17 protein-coding genes are annotated in these 16,627 nt (G+C 61.9%); 8 read left to right on the top strand and 9 right to left on the bottom strand.

Translation table 11 applies throughout. The features are described 5' to 3' along the window. Nucleotides 1–31: 31 nt before the first annotated feature. Nucleotides 32–439 (bottom strand): DUF2784 domain-containing protein, encoded by a 408-nt coding sequence (locus tag PQR42_RS16335; RefSeq protein WP_408386571.1) that lies wholly within the window; start codon nt 437–439, stop codon nt 32–34. A gap of 253 nt (nt 440–692) precedes the next feature. Continuing rightward, a complete protein-coding gene (locus PQR42_RS16330; protein ID WP_132374486.1) occupies nt 693–899 on the bottom strand; it encodes a hypothetical protein in 207 nt (68 codons plus the stop codon). A 346-nt stretch (nt 900–1,245) separates the two neighbouring features. Here PQR42_RS16330 and PQR42_RS16325 point away from each other — a divergent pair, with 346 nt between their 5' ends. After that, nucleotides 1,246–2,496, top strand: coding sequence for a metal-dependent hydrolase family protein (locus PQR42_RS16325; protein ID WP_408205488.1), 1,251 nt, complete (start codon nt 1,246–1,248; stop codon nt 2,494–2,496). Nucleotides 2,497–2,551: 55 nt separating this feature from the next. Next, nucleotides 2,552–3,922, top strand: coding sequence for an MFS transporter (locus tag PQR42_RS16320; RefSeq protein WP_408205489.1), 1,371 nt, complete (start codon nt 2,552–2,554; stop codon nt 3,920–3,922). A 120-nt stretch (nt 3,923–4,042) separates the two neighbouring features. Here the strand turns inward: PQR42_RS16320 and PQR42_RS16315 are convergent, their stop codons facing one another. After that, entirely contained in the window at nt 4,043–5,500 is a 1,458-nt protein-coding gene (locus PQR42_RS16315; RefSeq protein WP_408205490.1) for an NCS1 family nucleobase:cation symporter-1, read from the bottom strand. A gap of 456 nt (nt 5,501–5,956) precedes the next feature. Here PQR42_RS16315 and PQR42_RS16310 point away from each other — a divergent pair, with 456 nt between their 5' ends. The 5 genes from PQR42_RS16310 (at nt 5,957) to PQR42_RS16290 (ending at nt 9,326) form a co-directional block, all read left to right on the top strand. Then, nucleotides 5,957–6,376: a FecR family protein gene (locus tag PQR42_RS16310; protein ID WP_408205491.1), complete on the top strand. Its 420-nt coding sequence runs from the start codon at nt 5,957–5,959 to the stop codon at nt 6,374–6,376. 47 nt (nt 6,377–6,423) lie between these two features. After that, on the top strand, nt 6,424–6,987 hold the full coding sequence (locus tag PQR42_RS16305; protein WP_408205492.1) for an OmpA family protein: 564 nt from the start codon (nt 6,424–6,426) through the stop codon (nt 6,985–6,987). A 23-nt stretch (nt 6,988–7,010) separates the two neighbouring features. After that, nucleotides 7,011–8,510, top strand: a complete 1,500-nt coding sequence (locus PQR42_RS16300; RefSeq protein ID WP_408205493.1) for a CHASE2 domain-containing protein — start codon at nt 7,011–7,013, stop codon at nt 8,508–8,510. A gap of 46 nt (nt 8,511–8,556) precedes the next feature. Continuing rightward, nucleotides 8,557–8,730 carry a hypothetical protein gene (locus PQR42_RS16295; RefSeq protein ID WP_408205494.1) on the top strand — a complete coding sequence of 58 codons (174 nt, stop codon included), beginning with the start codon at nt 8,557–8,559 and terminating at the stop codon, nt 8,728–8,730. Nucleotides 8,731–8,882: 152 nt separating this feature from the next. Continuing rightward, nucleotides 8,883–9,326 (top strand): hypothetical protein, encoded by a 444-nt coding sequence (locus PQR42_RS16290; RefSeq protein ID WP_408386575.1) that lies wholly within the window; start codon nt 8,883–8,885, stop codon nt 9,324–9,326. An 81-nt stretch (nt 9,327–9,407) separates the two neighbouring features. On the opposite strand, the gene PQR42_RS16285 is transcribed toward PQR42_RS16290, so the two are convergent. The 3 genes from PQR42_RS16285 to PQR42_RS16275 all read right to left on the bottom strand — a co-directional run bounded on the left by PQR42_RS16285 (nt 9,408) and on the right by PQR42_RS16275 (nt 10,827). Continuing rightward, nucleotides 9,408–9,848 (bottom strand): NUDIX hydrolase, encoded by a 441-nt coding sequence (locus tag PQR42_RS16285; RefSeq protein WP_408205496.1) that lies wholly within the window; start codon nt 9,846–9,848, stop codon nt 9,408–9,410. Nucleotides 9,849–10,197: 349 nt separating this feature from the next. Then, on the bottom strand, nt 10,198–10,437 hold the full coding sequence (locus PQR42_RS16280) for a hypothetical protein (protein WP_408386577.1): 240 nt from the start codon (nt 10,435–10,437) through the stop codon (nt 10,198–10,200). A 123-nt stretch (nt 10,438–10,560) separates the two neighbouring features. Continuing rightward, nucleotides 10,561–10,827 carry a hypothetical protein gene (locus PQR42_RS16275; protein WP_408205705.1) on the bottom strand — a complete coding sequence of 89 codons (267 nt, stop codon included), beginning with the start codon at nt 10,825–10,827 and terminating at the stop codon, nt 10,561–10,563. On the opposite strand from PQR42_RS16275, the gene PQR42_RS16270 reads away from it, so the two are divergent. Continuing rightward, nucleotides 10,711–10,959 (top strand): hypothetical protein, encoded by a 249-nt coding sequence (locus PQR42_RS16270; protein ID WP_408493679.1) that lies wholly within the window; start codon nt 10,711–10,713, stop codon nt 10,957–10,959. The genes PQR42_RS16275 and PQR42_RS16270 overlap by 117 nt on opposite strands. A gap of 36 nt (nt 10,960–10,995) precedes the next feature. On the opposite strand, the gene PQR42_RS16265 is transcribed toward PQR42_RS16270, so the two are convergent. From PQR42_RS16265 to PQR42_RS16255, 3 genes are all read right to left on the bottom strand, one after another. After that, nucleotides 10,996–11,688 carry an NnrU family protein gene (locus PQR42_RS16265; protein ID WP_408386579.1) on the bottom strand — a complete coding sequence of 231 codons (693 nt, stop codon included), beginning with the start codon at nt 11,686–11,688 and terminating at the stop codon, nt 10,996–10,998. Between the two features lie 254 nt (nt 11,689–11,942). Continuing rightward, on the bottom strand, nt 11,943–14,204 hold the full coding sequence (gene katG, locus PQR42_RS16260; protein ID WP_408493671.1) for a catalase/peroxidase HPI: 2,262 nt from the start codon (nt 14,202–14,204) through the stop codon (nt 11,943–11,945). Between the two features lie 1,694 nt (nt 14,205–15,898). Further along, nucleotides 15,899–16,624 (bottom strand): aspartate/glutamate racemase family protein, encoded by a 726-nt coding sequence (locus tag PQR42_RS16255; protein WP_408205690.1) that lies wholly within the window; start codon nt 16,622–16,624, stop codon nt 15,899–15,901. Nucleotides 16,625–16,627 lie beyond the last annotated feature (3 nt).

Here is a 16,627-nt window from a genome sequence, read left to right as displayed (position 1 = left end):
TCTTTGGTGTGTCCAGCGCGTTAGTTCTTCCTCACCTGCGCATTGCTTTCGAACGACGTGCGCTCTCAGGGGGAATCAGGCGCCAGGTCAGCAACACCACCAGACCGAAAGCGACGTACAGAAGCGTGAATACCCAGCCCGGCAAATCGTAATAGAGCAGGCGGCTCACCCAGCGCTGGATGAAGCCTTGTGTGAATCCTTGCGTATCCAGCGAACCCGTGCGCAGCCAATCTTCCAGCGTCGTCAACGGGCACGCGATACCTAGCAGCGATAGCGTGGCCACGATAACGATCGCTGACAGATGTACGAGCCGGAAGAGCCGCTGGCGTATCCACTTCCAGCGAAGGCCGGCACCCACCCAGATCGCGACGAATCCGCACACGATGAACAACGCAAGCAGCGCGTGCACGACAAGCACCGCATTGGCTAGCCAGTTCATGATCGGCTTTCTCGCGACTCGCCCGCTGCGGGTCCGATTGAATCGAACAGGTCTTCAGCGCCTGTGGCGCATCACTTCCCAGCAGTCGCGATGGTCCATCCGCCTGAGTTGCCGACGCCTTAGCATCTCGCGCCAATAATGTCCGGCGACCATCAGCACGGCGACACTCAGTCCACACAGACCCACGACGATTCCTGCCCCTGATTCGGCCATGCAACACTCCTTGACTGTGCAACTGATCAAGCGATACGTGTCATTCGTCGTTCAGGATACGAGCGGCGGCCTTCAGAAATATCTGTCCGTCATCGGTAATGAGAGGGCGTTGCTGTCCGGAAGCGAGTTCTTCCAGCGTGACGAGTTGGCGCTCCAGAAGCGCTTCCAGATCGGCACCGTCCAGACTCGGCAGATCCGGTGCATCCTTGAGCAACATGAGGGTCGCGAATTCGTGTGGACTGAGCATCGTCGTCTCCTGGCTGAGCTTGCTGCCTGGCTGGGAACCTGATCCGTTGGCCTCGCTTGGCGAGCAGGATCAATTCGGTGATGGCGGCTGCGGGATGTCACCTTGCGTTCAGGGTGGCATGTCGCGCGCCGAGGTGCTCATCTTAATGCGGACGCCTGCAATAGATCAACATGTGGGAAAAGCTTTTTTTGGATCTGCTTTGCGGCATGTGCTGGTCAGCGCCATACTTGTGCGTGCGAGATTTATCCTGATGAATATCCTGGCAGCGCTTCCATACGCCGGCCTCCATACTCGAAGCGAGGCCCGTATGTCCGGCGCTGCGATCGAAACCTGAAGGAGATAACACTTGACCAGCTTCCTCCTACGTAACGGCGCGCTTCTCGATCCTACCCACCCTGATCTGCTGGAAGGCTTTGAAATACTCATCGAGGACGGCTTCGTCCGCGAAGTGTCCGATAAGCCGATCAAGAGCAGCAACGCGCGCGTGATCGACGTCAAGGGCAAAACGATCATGCCGGGTCTGATCGATCTGCATGTGCATGTCGTTGCAATCGAGTTCAATCTGCCGCGCGTGGCGACGCTCCCCAATGTGCTCGTCACGCTGCGCGCCGTGCCGATCATGCGCGCGATGCTGCGCCGCGGCTTCACCACCGTGCGCGACGCGGGCGGGGCAGGGTATCCATTCAAGCAGGCGGTCGAGTCGGGGCTGATCGAAGGTCCGCGCCTTTTCGTATCCGGCCGCGCGTTGAGCCAGACGGGCGGTCATGCCGATCCGCGCGCCCGCTCCGACTACATGCCGCCCGATTCACCTTGCGGATGCTGCGTGCGCGTCGGCGCGCTCGGCCGCGTGGCGGACGGCGTCGATGAAGTGCGCCGGGCCGTGCGCGAGGAACTGCAGATGGGCGCCGACCAGATCAAGATCATGGCTTCGGGCGGCGTCGCTTCACCCACCGATCCGGTCGGCGCATTCGGTTACTCCGAAGACGAGATCCGCGCCATCGTCGCGGAAGCTCAAGGGCGCGGCACCTATGTGCTGGCTCATGCGTATACGCCCGCGGCGATCGCGCGCGCCGTGCGTTGCGGCGTGCGCACGATCGAACACGGCAATCTGATCGACGAGGAGACCGCCCGCCTCGTCGCGGAACACGGCGCGTATGTCGTGCCGACCCTCGTCACTTACGACGCCCTTGCAAGCGAAGGCGAGAAATATGGACTGCCGCCGGCCAGCATTGCCAAGGTCGCCGACGTGCATGGCGCGGGGCTGCACTCGATCGAAATCATGAAGCGCGCCGGCGTCAAGATGGGCTTCGGCACCGACCTGCTCGGCGAAGCGCAGCGGCTGCAAAGCGATGAGTTCCGGATTCTGGCCGACGTCATGTCGCCGGCCGAGGTGATTGCGAGCGCAACCGTGGTTGGCGCGGAAGTGCTCAATATGCAGGACAAGCTCGGCAGAATCATGCCGGGTGCTCATGCCGATGTGCTGGTGGTCGACGGCAATCCTTTGAAGTCCGTCGATTGCCTGTTAGGTCAGGGCGAGCATATTCCGCTCGTGATGAAGGATGGCCGGATCTTCGTCAACGAACTCGAAAGCGCTTGATCTTGAGAGTCGGCCCGCGTTCGCGGTACCCCAGAGTCCTAATCGGAGCTTGCCCATGTCGATGATTGCCGCCCGCATCGAGCGATTGCCGTTTTCAGGTTTTCACCGCCGTTTGCTGCTGATGGGCGGCCTCGGCTACACCTTCGATGCGATGGACGCCGCCGTCCTCGCGTTCCTGCTGCCGGTGCTGCGCACGCAATGGGGGCTCACGAGCGTGCAGACCGGCGTGCTGGGAAGCGGTACGTTCATGGGCTATTTCTTCGGCGCGATGCTCGCGGGCATGCTCGGCGACATCATCGGCCGACGCAAGGTCATGATGTATGCGCTCGTGATCTACTGTGTCGCGTCGCTTGCCAGCGCGCTCGCGAACGACTGGGGATTTTTTCTGGCGACGCGCATTGTCGCCGGCTTGGGGACGGGAGCGGAAAGCGCCATCGTCGCGCCGTTTCTCTCCGAATTCGTGGCGCGGCGATATCGCGGCAGTTTCACCGGCAGCCTTGCGGGGTTTTTCTCGTTTGGCTTCGTGGCGGCCGCACTGCTGGGCTATCTGGTGATCCCGCTCGCACCCAATGCGTGGCGCGCGGTCATGGTCATCACGGCGCTGCCCATTGTGATGCTGCTCTGGTGGCGCCGCGCGTTGCCCGAGTCGCCGCGCTGGCTCGAGGCACGCGACCGGCACGCGGAAGCCGATGCGATCGTGTCGCGAATGGAAGCGGAGGTGATGAAAACCGGCGTGCAGTTGGAGCCGCTGCCTCCCGCGCGCGAGGGAGCCGTTCCGCTCGCGGCCGGACGGGCCTCGATCATCGCCAACGTGAAGGCGTTGTGGGCGGCGAAGCTCGCGCGCATCACGGCCATGACGTGGCTGATGTGGCTATCCATCACGTTCAGCTATTACGCGTTTTTCACGTGGATTCCGGGCTTGCTGGTTCAGAACGGAATGACGATCACGCGGAGCTTTTCGTATTCGCTCGTGATATACATCGCGCAGATCCCGGGATACTTTTCGGGCGCGTGGCTCAACGAGAAGATCGGCCGCCAGGCGACGATTGCGTCTTACATGATATTGGGCGGCATCTCGGCGCTCGGGCTTGCGTTGACGGGTACGGATACAGGCATCATGGTGTCGGGCATCCTGCTTTCGTTCTTCATGAACGGCACCTATGCCGGCGTCTATGCCTATACCCCGGAGGTGTTTCCCACCGACGTGCGCGCGACAGGCACCGGGCTCGCTTCGTCGATTGGCCGGCTGGGCGCGATTGCCGCGCCTATCCTCGTTGGGTATGTCTATCCGCTGCTGGGCTTTGCCGGGGTGTTCGGGGCGACGACGCTCGTGCTGCTGATCGGCGCGTTGGCGGTGTTGCTCATGGGCGTGCCGACGCGCGGAAGATCGCTAGAGGACATTGCAGCAGGGCAGATCAACCAGTGAGAAAGGCAAACCCGGCTATCGCGATGAACCGTCCTCCTGCGGGATGCAGCGCGCGCTATTGCTTGACTCTGCCTCTTGGCGCTGAACGCGGGTCACCGCGTCCAGCGCCACGGAGAACGCCTAAGCGCGGGTCGTCACGATCGCCGTACGTGGCCGCAGCGTCGCCATGATCAGATAGGTGCCGCCGCCGATCAGCACGCCGAAGAACCAGCCGTAGGTATTCCACCAGACCGGCAGCAGGTTGGTGAAGTTCGGAAGAAAGGTCGAAAACACGCTGCCGATCGCCGCCGCGACCAGCGCGTTGACGTTCCAGCCGCCTTCGTAACGGTACTCGCCGTGCTCCTGATAGAGCTCCGCGACGTTGATGTTCCCCTTGGCCACCAGATAGTAGTCCACCAGAATGATCCCCAACAAAGGGCCCATCGTCGCGCCAATGGCGTTGACGAAGTGCGCGGCGTTACCTTCCCACGGCGCGAATGGGTAGAGCACCAGCGCGATGGCCGCGGCAATGTAGCCGCCTTTCTTGAAGCTGATCCGCTTGGGGAAAACGTTGGAGATGTCGAACGCCGCCGAGACGAAATTGGCGACCACGTTGATGCCGAGCGTGGCGACCGCGAAGGTCAGCGCCGCGATGAGCGCCAGTACCCAGCTATCGAACTTGGCCGAGATCTGCTCGGGGTGCAGCAGGACTTCGCCGTACACCTTGAAGGCGGCAATGGTGGTGATGCCCGCGACCAGCGAGAACGCGATCAGATTGACCGGCAGGCCCCACAGATTGCCTTTCTTCACGGCGTCGCGATTCTTCGCGTAGCGCGAGAAGTCGCAAAAGTTCAGGTACAGCGCCGCGAAGTAGGTGATCCAGGTCGCGCCCACGGCCATCAGCGCCCAGAACGAGCCGGGCTCGCCGCTGACACCGGCATCTTTGGTTTTCTCGAGCAGCACATCCATCGGAATGCCGTGCGAGAACGAGAAGCCGCCGGCCTTCACGCATAGGCCGATCGCGAGAATCAGCATCGCGACCCACACCGCCGGGCCGGCCCAGTCCTGGAATTTGCGCACCGTCTCCATGCCCTTCTGGATGATGAGCAACTGCAGCGCCCAGATGACCACGTAGCAGATCACCTCCAGTCCCGAGTGGCCGAGGAAGTGCGTGCCCTTGTAGAACGCCATCAGGCTGTCGTTGCGGATGAGCAGCGCGACCAGCGCGCCCGCCGCCGCGGCCGTCTGCGCGCCGTACCAGAAGCAGGCCACCACGGCGCGCACCAGCGCCGCGAGGTTGGCGCCCCACACGCCGAAGGAAGCGCGCGCCAGCACCGGGTAGGGCACGCCGGTCTTCTCGCCGGCGTAGCCGATCAGGTTCATCAGCGCGAAGATCACCAGCGAGCCGAGCCCGATCGCCAGCACGAAGTTGGTAAACGTGCCGCACAGCAGGAACAGGCTGGCGGCGAGGTAGTAGCCCCAGAGGCTGTGCACGTCCGAGGTCCACACGTTGAAGATGCTGAAGGCGCCCCAGTTGCGCACCCTGGCAGGGGCGAGATCTTCGTTGTAGAGGCCGGGGGAAGGGTTGCGGATTTCCATCTGTCTTCTCCTTTGAGTTCGTGGAACTGAGGAAACACCGCCGGAAGTCCCTGGGCGGTAATACCCCCGCGTCAGAAGCAAGCTCGTATGCAAGAACTGTATGCACTTTGATGCGCAGTTCTGAATGGGTTAACCCTTAATCGAGAGGCAGGCCGACGCAAACCAGCTGCCAAAGAAGTGTCTCTTGGCGATATGCGCGGAAGCGCACAGAGTGACCCGGGGGCACGGCGCTAGTCTGATGGATGCCGTAGAAAAGTCTCCCCAGCTTCCAGGCGCAGTATTTCTGCAAGTTCTTCGCAAGCCCCAGCTCTGCGAGCGGTCAGGGAATGATTGCTCATAACACCAGGCCGACATCAGGGAGCCGCGCTGTCCCGCGGAATGCAGCGTTTACGCCATCAGGTGCCACCGATGCGTCTCCAAGCCGCTCAATATGCGTTGCTTCTAGCCTGCGGATGCATGGCTGTCGCGAATGCGCTTGCCGACGATGCTGCCGGCGTCGTCAAGACGGTCAAGGGCACGGTGCAGATCGAGCGGTCCGGAGCAAGTTCGGGCGCGGCCATCGGCAGCGAGGTGTATGGCAGGGATCGTATCGTGACCGGCCCGCAGTCCTCCGTCGGCATCACGCTGCGCGACACCACCCAACTTTCGGCCGGCGCCGATACCATTCTCGACCTCAACAAATTCGCGTTCAATACCACGACCCATGACGGCGTGCTCGACGCCTCCGTCAAACGCGGTTCGCTGGCCGTGATTTCCGGCAAGCTGGCGAAGGCGAATCCGGATGCCGTCCGTTTCAGCACGCCGACGACCACGCTCGGCGTGCGCGGCACTGAGTTCATCATCGAAGTCGGCGATAAAGGGGAGGGCGCACGTTGAAGGCTGCAATCCGACGTCGCGGGCTGGCATGGGCAGCGGCATTCGTCATGCTGGCATTGCTGGCCGCGTGTAGCACTCCGGACAAAATTATTCTATTGCCGGATCCCGACGGTAAGGTCGGCGCGGTCGTGGTCCACAGCGCCACCGGAGAGCAGACCATAGACAAGGCTTACGCCGGAGTCGACGTCACCAGGGGCGGCGCCATCGAAAAAACGCTGGATAGCCAATCCAGTGTGCAGACACGATATGGCGAACTGCTCGCGGCCCGGCCGCCGCGGCCCATGACATTCACGATCTTTTTTCTCTTCGACTCCGCCACCGAATTGGCCCCGGAGTCGGCCGCCACGGTTCAAAAATTGAAAACCGTCCTCGCGACCTGGCCCGCGCCCCAACTCGTGGTGGTCGGTCACACCGACATGGCTGGGTCTCAGGAATTCAATGACAAGCTGTCCATGCAACGGGCGCAGACGGTTGCGACGTTCCTGATCAAGCAAGGCATTCCTGCCCGACAGATAGAGATCGCCGCCCGCGGCAAGCGCGAGCCACTGGTCCCCACGGCGGACGGCGTTCCCCATCGCATGAACCGGCGCACGGTCATCACCATCCAATGACCCGCGCCAGTCATCGGCGCTGAATGCCCTTTCCGTCGATGAAACGCTATTTCGACCCATGGATCGCCCGGATCAGGCATCTGCTGAAGGGGGCCCAGGGGCGTCCGGTGGCACTGGCGCTATTGTTCGGCCTGAGCCTGCTCAATCTGACCAGCGAATGGCCGAGCGACATACCGCGTCCGGCTTTCGTCGACGCGCTCGAAGCGGCGCTGCCTGATTCCTTCAAAACCGCCCGGCAAATTCTGTTCGATCAGTATCAACGTCACTTCCCGCGGGTTCCGACTGCGCAGCCCGTGACCATCGTGGAGATCGATGAGGAGACGCTGGCAACCGTCGGTCAATGGCCGTGGCCGCGAAATCGACTCGCGAGTCTGGTCGATGCCATTGACGCACTGAAACCGCTGGCTATCGGTCTCGACATCTACATGCCCGAGCCGGATCAGACCTCGCCCGACAAGGTGGCCGCCGATCTGCCGAAATCGGCTGCGGCTCTGGCCGCCGGCTTGCGGGCGCTGCCGAGTCACGAAGCCATTCTCGCGCGATCATTGCGCGCCGCGCCGAGCATACTGGGCGCCGCGCCGCTCGATCATGCCGGCTTCGCCACCCGCACCGACATGCGCAGCGCGCCGATTCTCGTGCATGGCGCCGATCCGCTCGACTCTGTGCAACGGTTCGACTATGTGCTCGCCAGCTTGCCGGAATTGCAGGCGGCGGCTCACGGACAGGCGATGCTGAGCGTGGCGCTCGAACAAGGCGTGGTTCGGCATATTCCGCTCATCATGGGTTTGCGGGAGAAGCTGGTCCCCAGTCTGCCGATGGAAATGCTCCGCCTCGCCACCGGATCATCGGCGATCGATGTCTTTGCCGACGCATCGGGCGTGCAGGCGGTGGGCGTCGCGGACGTGCAAGTGCCCACGCAGCCCGGCGGCGACATCTGGTTGCATTTCGCCTCCATTCGCTCGACGCTGAGCCGCTACGTGTCGGCACGCGACGTCCTGCAGGGGACAGTCGACCCCGACCGGATCCGGAACAAGCTGGTGCTGGTCGGCCTGACCGGCGCGGGCGTAACCGACATGCGCACGACCGCGCTGGGGGAACTGGTGCCGGGTATCGAGATTCAGGCGCAAGTCATCGAGACGATTGTCGAGGGGCGTTTCCTGCGTCGGCCCACCTGGCTGAAATGGGCGGAAAGCGCTCTCATCATGACGTTCGGGCTGCTGATCATCTGGTATGTGCCTCGTCGGCAATCGCGGTTTGCGGTGTTCATACGCGCCGTCCCGAAGGGTTCCACCGCTCTGGGCTTACTCCTGCATCTGCTGAATGTTTTGTGCTGCTTCCTGATTTTTATTCGTTTCGGGCTGCTGGTCGATGCGGCCTCGATTTTCATTATTCTGTCCGCCGTCATGGGCTGCTTTCTTACGCCCGCGTTGCTTCATGTCGACGAACCAGGCAGAACAGAAACCGCGCACGCGCAGGGGCGTGAGGAAGCCGACGATCGCACCGGCAAGGCGCCGGGACCTTGAGGGAGACGCTGATCAAGCGTACATCGGTCATCGACGAAAAAACTCGATGCGGGTGAAGCGCGCCCGCCTGAATGATGTCGGCTTGCAGCGCATCCGGCTGCAATTCTACGAGTCATCCAGGCGAGCACGAATCATCATTATTCCATCGAATCATGGCGGCTGGGTGACCGCACTCGTTAAAGCAATGCGGGTGAAATTCGCATTGAGCGCGCATGGCTAACGTGGGCCATTACTCGTTGACGAGACGAATCGAACTCCGTTTTTGCTGCGCTGCGTAAACGCCGGTAATCGACACGCCCTCGACGTCCGCGACTCGCGCCGCACAATAACCGTATATACTGTTTATACCGTTAATTTTTGCCTGGAGATCCTATGAGCGAACCGAGCCTCAAGAAAGCAACGAAGAAGACCTTTCATTTCCCGAAGGGTGCCGGCGCCGCCCCCGAAAGTGAGAGCGACGTTGCCGAACCCACCGCGAGCGTCGCGGTAAAAAAGAAGAGCGCAAGCGCAAAGAAAGTGTCGAAGGAGAAGACAATTGCCGCTGACGAGGCCGTGCCTGTCAAAGCAACTGTGGCGGTCAAGGACAAGCGCGCGAAGAAAGAGAAAGTCGTGCGTGACAGCTTCACGATGCCGAAATCGGATTACGACAAAATTGCTGCGCTGAAACAGAAGTGCCTGGCGGCTGGCGTGTCCGTGAAGAAGAGCGAAATCCTGCGTGCTGGTTTGGTTCTGCTTGAATCCGCAGCGCTACAGCGTCTCCTCGCAGCAGTGTCCGCTGTCGAGCAAGTCAAGACGGGGCGCCCTGCAAAGTCGTAGGCTTCGACGAGCTTTAATTCGCTGTAGATGCCGCCCCTTCAGGCAGTTATGGCTATGCTTGCTTGCCCCGGGGCGGTTTGCTCAGCGAGAGAACTGGGCTCCGATATCGGCTGCCTGGCCGTAGTCGCTGGGCAGTCTTGACGCGCCGTTGGACGCCATGGCCAGCACTTCAACGATCCCCTTCGTAGAAATACTGACCGGCAGATTGCCTACCTCCGTTACCTTCGCCCACGTACAACGCGTAATTTCGTTGCTGGGCACGGGCTGTTCGCCGTCGGCAATCGTTGCGACAAATACATGGTGACAGGTGTGGATGCCGGTGAAGCCGAATATGTACCGCATGTCCATTGCATGAAGGCGCGTTTCCTCCATCAATTCGCGCATCGCGGTTTCACGAAGATCTTCCCCTGCCTCGGGCTTGCCGCCAGGTAGCGACCAACGGGTGCCTTCCCGGCTGACCAGCAAGATTCGCCTGCCAAGCTGGCAGACAACAGTCGCTCGTTGCTTCACGGTGTCTCTCATATTTTTCGCCGCGTTGTGTCGAGCACGTCGCATGCCTGGATCTGGCGAAGCGGTGCAGCACTGCGGTCACTATCGTCGGGACGGCGACAGAATCTCTGCGCCATGCCGCCCGTCCGGGCCAGGGACGGTGCAATCACCGATCGTCGTTTTAAAGTGTGACAATAGTGTGGCGACGTTAGTGTGGCGCCGGTGCACCGGCGATTTCGCCTGTAGCGTGGCGCCGGCTATCGAAGCTTGCCCCTTCAAGCAAGCCTTGCCTGATCGCCAGCGCGACCATCGATCTCAAGGGAACTCAAGGAAGTGCCGTCTGGCGCGGACCAAGCTTGATCGTCGCTGCGGCAGATTGAACTCACGCGACGTCGGTAGTGATCCGGTCGCGCGCGCCGCTATCGGCAAGGCTCTCCAACGCGTGGCTCCCGTCCGTGCGAGCGGCGTCCTCAACCGCGAAGGTTCTTTCGCTGAAGGCGATCAGTTTGAATCCGCTTCCCTTCGCGCGCGGGACCGTGATGCCCCAATGCCAGCCTCCGGCTTGCTCGAAGACATGCAATACAGGGACGGTTGGAGTGTGTGAAGACTGAGTAGTCGTCATGGCGCATTCTCCCGTCATATTGCGACCGTGGGTGCACAATTGCAGTTGCCCCGTCTTTAGTCTACAGGTATTTTGCTGCACTGCAATATGCCGACCGTGGTAAAAATGTCAAATGATGGCCCGTCACAATTTTGAAAAGATTCGCCGCACGCTGACATGTGCGAACATGAATTGACGAATTTTTGATCCGACATGATCCACGGGGGCTCCATGGGTAGCCATTCGCTCATTTGGGCAGCGGTGCCGCACAATAGTGACGGCGTCGTCTTTCAGATTCGCATCGTCCACGGACTTCAACGTTTCCACGTCTCGCGCCGCGTGCTCGAAGATGCGTTCGACCTCGAACCACGAGCTTCGGACGCGAAACAACTGCAGCATTTCTACTTGCATCTAACGCACATCCTGACCCGAGCCAGCGCGAAGCGGTCGTTCTCCGGTCCAGATACGGTCCCCCTTCAGGCGGTCGATTTCACCTCGACGAGCATAGAGCAGTTCACATCGAGTCGGCATGCCGTGGCATGAAGCGCGGCTTAAGCGACGGCACTGACTAGGCCGCGTCTAAAGCCAGCGCCAGATGCCCGCCGCCCATCCGGTGAGCGGCCTATGAGCCCAGGTCGCCGCGAGCCAGACGACCAGGCCGCCCAACAGCGCGTGCATGCCAAACCCGCCCAGCCGCGCACGGCCGGCGGCGATCGCCGCGAACGGCAGGTAGCTGGTCTTCGACTCCCATGCGGGCCAGAGATCAGGTTGGAGTTGCTGCTTCTTCCGGTCCTGCAGCGCGGCGCCGACGAGCGCGAGAATCACCATGGCCGCTGCAAGGACGATGTTCTTGGCCACGGGGAACACGGCGATGTGGCACAGCCCCCAAAGCGCGAACGACCACATCATCGGGTGACGCGTTACCGCGAACACGCCGCGGGCGGCGTCGGGAAACGAGCCGGGCCGGCCGCCGGTTGGCAGCGCCGGATTGCGGATCAGGGAACCCATCAGCAGGATCGACGCGATCAGCATGACCGCGGTCGCCACCGCCCAGAGCGCGTCTCCTACCGGCCATAGCGGTGCCGAGAGGGGCGCCTTTCCGTAAGCCACGATCAGCCAGCCGAGCGTCAAGAACGCAACCAGCGAATAGACGCCTTGGAACGCCGCTTCGCCAATGGCGCGGACCAACGGTCTGCGCAGCGGATGAGATAAGAGAAAGTGGCTGCCCAGGAAAGCGACTGCCGCTGCCGCAACTGCGCTGGTGCTTCCCATTGACCCGGCTCCTCAAGTCATATCCTCAATGGACCGTATCGCCCTCATTGTCGAAGGCGCGGTGCGCGGGCTTTTGACCTTGAAACGGGGTTTCGCCCATGCGCCACTCTCGCACACCCACGCATGGTTTCGCACAAAAAAACGGTGCGACTCCGATAAAACGGAACTCGCACCGTCACCTGACACATCATCTTTCGCACGACAGCGGCAAGGTTCCGTCAAAGCCGAAACCCTGACGGAACCGCGGCGCCCATTCAGGCGAGGTCGAACCGGTCGAGGTTCATCACCTTGACCCACGCTGCAACGAAGTCGTTGACGAATTTCTCCTGCGCGTCCTCGCTTGCATAGACTTCGGACAGCGCCCGCAACTGCGCATGCGAACCGAACACCAGATCGACGCGGCTGCCGGTCCACTTCAACTCGCCGGTCTTGCGGTCGCGCCCCTCGAACACATCCCGGGCTTCCGAGGTCGGCTTCCATTCCGTGCCCATATCGAGCAGGTTGCGGAAGAAGTCGTTCGTCAGGGTTTCCGGCTTTTGGGTAAAGGCGCCTTGCGGATTTTGCCCGGTCCCTACGTTCAGGGCGCGCAAGCCGCCGATCAGCACCGTCATCTCCGGCGCGGTCAACGTCAGCAATTGCGCCTTGTCGATCAGCAATGCCTCAGCCGGGACACCAAACTTGCCCTTCAGAAAGTTGCGGAAACCATCGGCGACCGGTTCGAGCGCCCCGACGGATTCCACGTCGGTCTGCTCCTGCGAGGCGTCCATGCGTCCGGGCGCGAAAGGCACCGTCACCTGAAGGCCGGCGCTCTTGGCCGCCTGTTCGATGCCGGCGTTACCGGCCAGCACGATCAGGTCCGCCAGCGATATTTTCTTGCCGCCGGACTGCGCGCCGTTGACCTCGCTCTGGATGCCTTCGAGGACCTTCAGTACCTTCGCCAGCTGCTCGGGCTGGTTGACGGCCCAGTCTTTCTGCGGGGCGAGGCGAATCCGCGCACCGTTGGCGCCGCCACGCTTGTCCGAGCCGCGGAAGGTCGACGCCGACGCCCAGGCCGTCGACACCAGTTGCGAGACAGGCAGCCCCGCAGCCAGGATCTTCTGCTTGAGCGAGGCGACGTCCTGCTCATTGACGAGCGGGTGGTCGACTGCCGGAATGGGGTCCTGCCAGATCAGTTCTTCAGCAGGCACTTCCGGCCCGAGGTAGCGGGCGCGCGGTCCCATGTCGCGGTGAGTCAGCTTGAACCATGCACGGGCGAAGGCATCGGCGAGCTGGTCGGGGTTTTCCAGAAAGCGCCGTGAAATCTTCTCGTAGGCGGGGTCCAGGCGCAGCGAGAGGTCGGTGGTGAGCATCGTCGGCCGCAGCTTCTTCGAGGGATCGTGAGCGTGCGGGATCGTTTCGCCGGCCCCCTTGGCGACCCATTGGTTGGCGCCAGCGGGGCTCTTGGTCAGTTCCCATTCGTGCTTGAACAGGTTTTCCAGGTAGCTGTTGCCCCATTTCGTGGGTGTGTTGGACCAGGTGACTTCCAGGCCGCTGGTGATGGTGTCGCCGCCCTTGCCGGTGCCGAAGCTGTTCTTCCAGCCCAGCCCCTGGTTCTCGAGATCGGCGCTCTCGGGTTCGGGGCCGACGTTGTCGGCGGGACCGGCGCCGTGCGTCTTGCCGAAGGCGTGGCCGCCGGCGATCAGCGCGACAGTTTCTTCGTCGTTCATGGCCATGCGGGCGAAGGTTTCGCGGATGTCGTGTGCGGCGGCGACGGGGTCCGGATTACCGTCGGGCCCTTCCGGGTTGACATAGATCAGGCCCATCTGCACGGCGCCTAGCGGATTTTCCAGGTTGCGCCCGTTATCGTCGCGGCTTACCTCTTCGCCGTGCTTCTGTTCGTCGGCGACGATCACGCCACCGTCGTCTTCATTGCCCGCGGCTCCCTTGCCATAACGGACGTCGCCGCCCAGCCAGGTCTTTTCGTTGCCCCAGTAGACGTCCAGGTCCGGCTCCCACGTGTCGGGGCGGCCGCCGCCGAAGCCGAAGGTCTTGAAGCCCATGGTTTCGAGCGCGACGTTGCCGGTGAGGACCAGCAGATCAGCCCAGGAAATTTTCTGACCGTACTTTTGCTTGATCGGCCAGAGCAGGCGGCGCGCCTTGTCGAGGCTGACGTTGTCCGGCCAGCTGTTGAGCGGCGCGAAACGCTGCTGGCCGCGCCCGGCGCCACCGCGGCCGTCGCCGATGCGGTACGTGCCGGCGGCGTGCCAGGCCATGCGGATGAAGAGCGGACCGTAGTGGCCGAAGTCGGCCGGCCACCAATCCTGCGAATCGGTCATCAGCGCGGTGAGGTCCTTTTTCACCGCTGCCAGATCGAGGCTCTTGAAAGCCTCTGCGTAGTTGAAGCTGCCGTCCAGCGGGGCCGACCTGCTGGAGTGCTGGCTTAGCAGGTCCAGCCGCAGCTGCTTTGGCCACCAGTCACGGTTCGTCGTGCCGCCGCCGGCAGTATGGTTGAACGGGCACTTTGCTTCGGTTGACATGCGCTATCTCCTTGAGAGGACGTACCCACTATTTGTTCTGTTACGGTGTGTGTCTTCTATGGCGCATTGCACGATCCCGCGCCGAGGGGCTGCCGGAACATTACCTGGTGGGCTCTTGTGGGGGTACTGGGTGTACCACTGCGATTACCCGACGCACATGCTTTCCATCCAATACGGATATCGTGGCATGCATGGGACGAGGATAGCTCGCGTCGGCAGGCCTGCTGCAACTCAAAATATAGGTGAGAGTCACCATCAATAGAATGAGATTAAGGCAATGTCGTCGATAGTACACGGCTATGAAATGCAGCGGGTTTTCGGTGTCATAGCCGATGCCGACCGGCCCCATTGCTGGGGGCGGCCGAAGGCGGCAACGTTGCGGCAGGGGACGAAGCGGGTACCGGCGCTCGGGCGAACACCGGTGATCGACGGTCAAAGACGGCGAAGCAGCAAGGCGATACGGCGAGTTCTAAAAGGCCAATCAAGCACCGCGGGTGTCGGTTATCCACTCAATTCGGCGACAAGACGGGACAGGCGGGCAACGCGATAGCGGAACAGCGGCGCGTGTGGACAATTTTTCAGATGCTCGACGCGATCGCGCCAATAGGTGGGCGGAAAGGGTTCTCGTGACGCGCATGCGATGACGCGTTCCAGATGAACGAGTTCGCTTTCGAAAATGTGGTGATGCATTGTTTGAATCCCCGTGAATGGCCAGTGTGGTCGGCTCGCGAGGTCGCTAACAATCTGACGCCGCGTAGGGTTGCGAAAAGCAGATTCTGTTCCACGCAGTGGATCTGCGTGTTCACGCAATGCAAGGGGACCGCTTACCCGACGGTCCAGACCAATCTATCGGGACGGCCGGGCGTGCGGGTGCGGCAGGCCGCTGATTCAAAATACCCTGCGGAGGGTCGGCGGATTTGCCGCCGCGGTCGGCGCAGATCGATTAAAAAAGAGCGAGCCGCCGCTGCTTGTCTCCGGAAGGGAGGGCAACGACGGCCGAACCCCGTAGCAGCTCGCCTGGTGCATAGCCAGACGGTTTCCGCCATTTCGTAGTCGCGCATCGCAACGATCTTCTCTATGGAAGCATTCGGTCGCGATGCGCCGACACACGACAGTCACCACTACAACAACTGCACAGCCCTCTCTCGGTCTGTTGCCAACGACTCGATGTCGCTGGACTCGATCGGCGCGTCAACTATTGTTCGGATCACTAACCGAATGGCCTCGATGAATAGCGGCGGCTCCGGGTTTCGGCGGCGCCGGCGATTCAGCAGCAATCTGCACGTCGCCGGACATCGGTGTGTCGAACGCTTCGCAGCGCGTGATCTTGTTGGTCTCTCAGGTTCCCCCGGCTTGTCGGACGGATTTTTACCGCGCATTCCGGAAAACCGCCTGTCCAGGTTGTTTTTCAGGCGGTATCTTGTCTCACTATATAAGCAATGAGTGTGCCAGGCGCCAAAGCCGCATCGGAGCGGGCATGCCGGAGACTATCAGACGCGAAATTGGTCAGTCCCGTCCATGCACACCCTGAAGATTGGACGATTTCGTCCAATTGACCGCATCGAGCATGGCGAGAGGGCACTTTCGTCCACATGGGGACGAAAGCGATTGGGAGGCAGGGGAAGGGAGCAGGGAAGGCCAAGCGCATCCGGCGCGGCAAGCGCGCCGGACGAGTACGGAAAGAAGCGTCCCGCTTACGACTGGAGACTGACCTTGCTGTAAGTCAACCGGCTGGGGCGTACCTTCATCCGCACCAGCGAGACGAGGAAGCTGAAGCCGGCCTGATTCGGATCGATCACCGGCACATACGCGCCGAGCGCCTCGCCGAGCAGCGTGGAGACGCGGCTCGCGACGTCGACGAAACCCGTGCAGCCGAGCAGAATGGCTTGCGCGCCGTCGTCCTTGATGGCCTTCAGCGCCGCCTCGAAGGTGCGCACGACCACCACGTCGACGTTCTCCAACTGCGCGACCGGGCAATCGATCGCGCGGATCGACGCGAACGTGTCCTGGATGCCATAGCTCTGCGGATGACCCCGCTGCATCGCCAGCGTGCTTTGCAGGATCGTGATGATCGAGAAGCGCTGGCTGAGCGCGAGCGCGGTGAAGGCCGTAGCGGGAAAGCCGCCGATGATCGGAATGTCGATCACTTCGCGCGCGGCCTCGACACCGCACATATCGAAGTCGGTCAGCCAGATGCCGTCGAAACCGTCGTTGGCAATGGACTGCGCGAGTTCGACCACCGGCATGCCGTTCTGCAGCCAGTTCGTGCGGCTCTCGATATCGGGATGCCCTTCGGTGATATTGCGAATCTCGACCTGCACGTCCGGCGGCACGACCGGCGCGATCGCCTTCATGATCCGGTCGTTGTAGGCCGACGTGGCAACGGGCACGAGCACGCAGATGCGGATGGGTGAGTTCAAAGG

The sequence above is a fragment of the Paraburkholderia sediminicola genome, from assembly GCF_046027355.1.
GTDB lineage: Bacteria > Pseudomonadota > Gammaproteobacteria > Burkholderiales > Burkholderiaceae > Paraburkholderia > Paraburkholderia sediminicola_B.
The sequence above is the reverse complement of the archived record's forward strand: the minus strand, read 5'-3'. Positions and strand labels throughout refer to the sequence as shown.

Excerpts from the sequence above, each read along its gene's own strand:
- PQR42_RS16335 (WP_408386571.1), bottom strand. The coding sequence starts at position 439 with ATGAACTGGCTAGCCAATGCGGTGCTTGTCGTGCACGCGCTGCTTGCG.
- PQR42_RS16330 (WP_132374486.1), bottom strand. The coding sequence starts at position 899 with ATGCTCAGTCCACACGAATTCGCGACCCTCATGTTGCTCAAGGATGCA.
- PQR42_RS16320 (WP_408205489.1), top strand. The coding sequence starts at position 2,552 with ATGTCGATGATTGCCGCCCGCATCGAGCGATTGCCGTTTTCAGGTTTT.
- PQR42_RS16315 (WP_408205490.1), bottom strand. The coding sequence starts at position 5,500 with ATGGAAATCCGCAACCCTTCCCCCGGCCTCTACAACGAAGATCTCGCC.
- PQR42_RS16310 (WP_408205491.1), top strand. The coding sequence starts at position 5,957 with ATGGCTGTCGCGAATGCGCTTGCCGACGATGCTGCCGGCGTCGTCAAG.
- PQR42_RS16305 (WP_408205492.1), top strand. The coding sequence starts at position 6,424 with ATGCTGGCATTGCTGGCCGCGTGTAGCACTCCGGACAAAATTATTCTA.
- PQR42_RS16300 (WP_408205493.1), top strand. The coding sequence starts at position 7,011 with ATGCCCTTTCCGTCGATGAAACGCTATTTCGACCCATGGATCGCCCGG.
- PQR42_RS16295 (WP_408205494.1), top strand. The coding sequence starts at position 8,557 with ATGCGGGTGAAGCGCGCCCGCCTGAATGATGTCGGCTTGCAGCGCATC.
- PQR42_RS16290 (WP_408386575.1), top strand. The coding sequence starts at position 8,883 with ATGAGCGAACCGAGCCTCAAGAAAGCAACGAAGAAGACCTTTCATTTC.
- PQR42_RS16285 (WP_408205496.1), bottom strand. The coding sequence starts at position 9,848 with ATGAGAGACACCGTGAAGCAACGAGCGACTGTTGTCTGCCAGCTTGGC.
- PQR42_RS16280 (WP_408386577.1), bottom strand. The coding sequence starts at position 10,437 with ATGACGACTACTCAGTCTTCACACACTCCAACCGTCCCTGTATTGCAT.
- PQR42_RS16275 (WP_408205705.1), bottom strand. The coding sequence starts at position 10,827 with ATGCAAGTAGAAATGCTGCAGTTGTTTCGCGTCCGAAGCTCGTGGTTC.
- PQR42_RS16265 (WP_408386579.1), bottom strand. The coding sequence starts at position 11,688 with ATGGGAAGCACCAGCGCAGTTGCGGCAGCGGCAGTCGCTTTCCTGGGC.
- katG (WP_408493671.1), bottom strand. The coding sequence starts at position 14,204 with ATGTCAACCGAAGCAAAGTGCCCGTTCAACCATACTGCCGGCGGCGGC.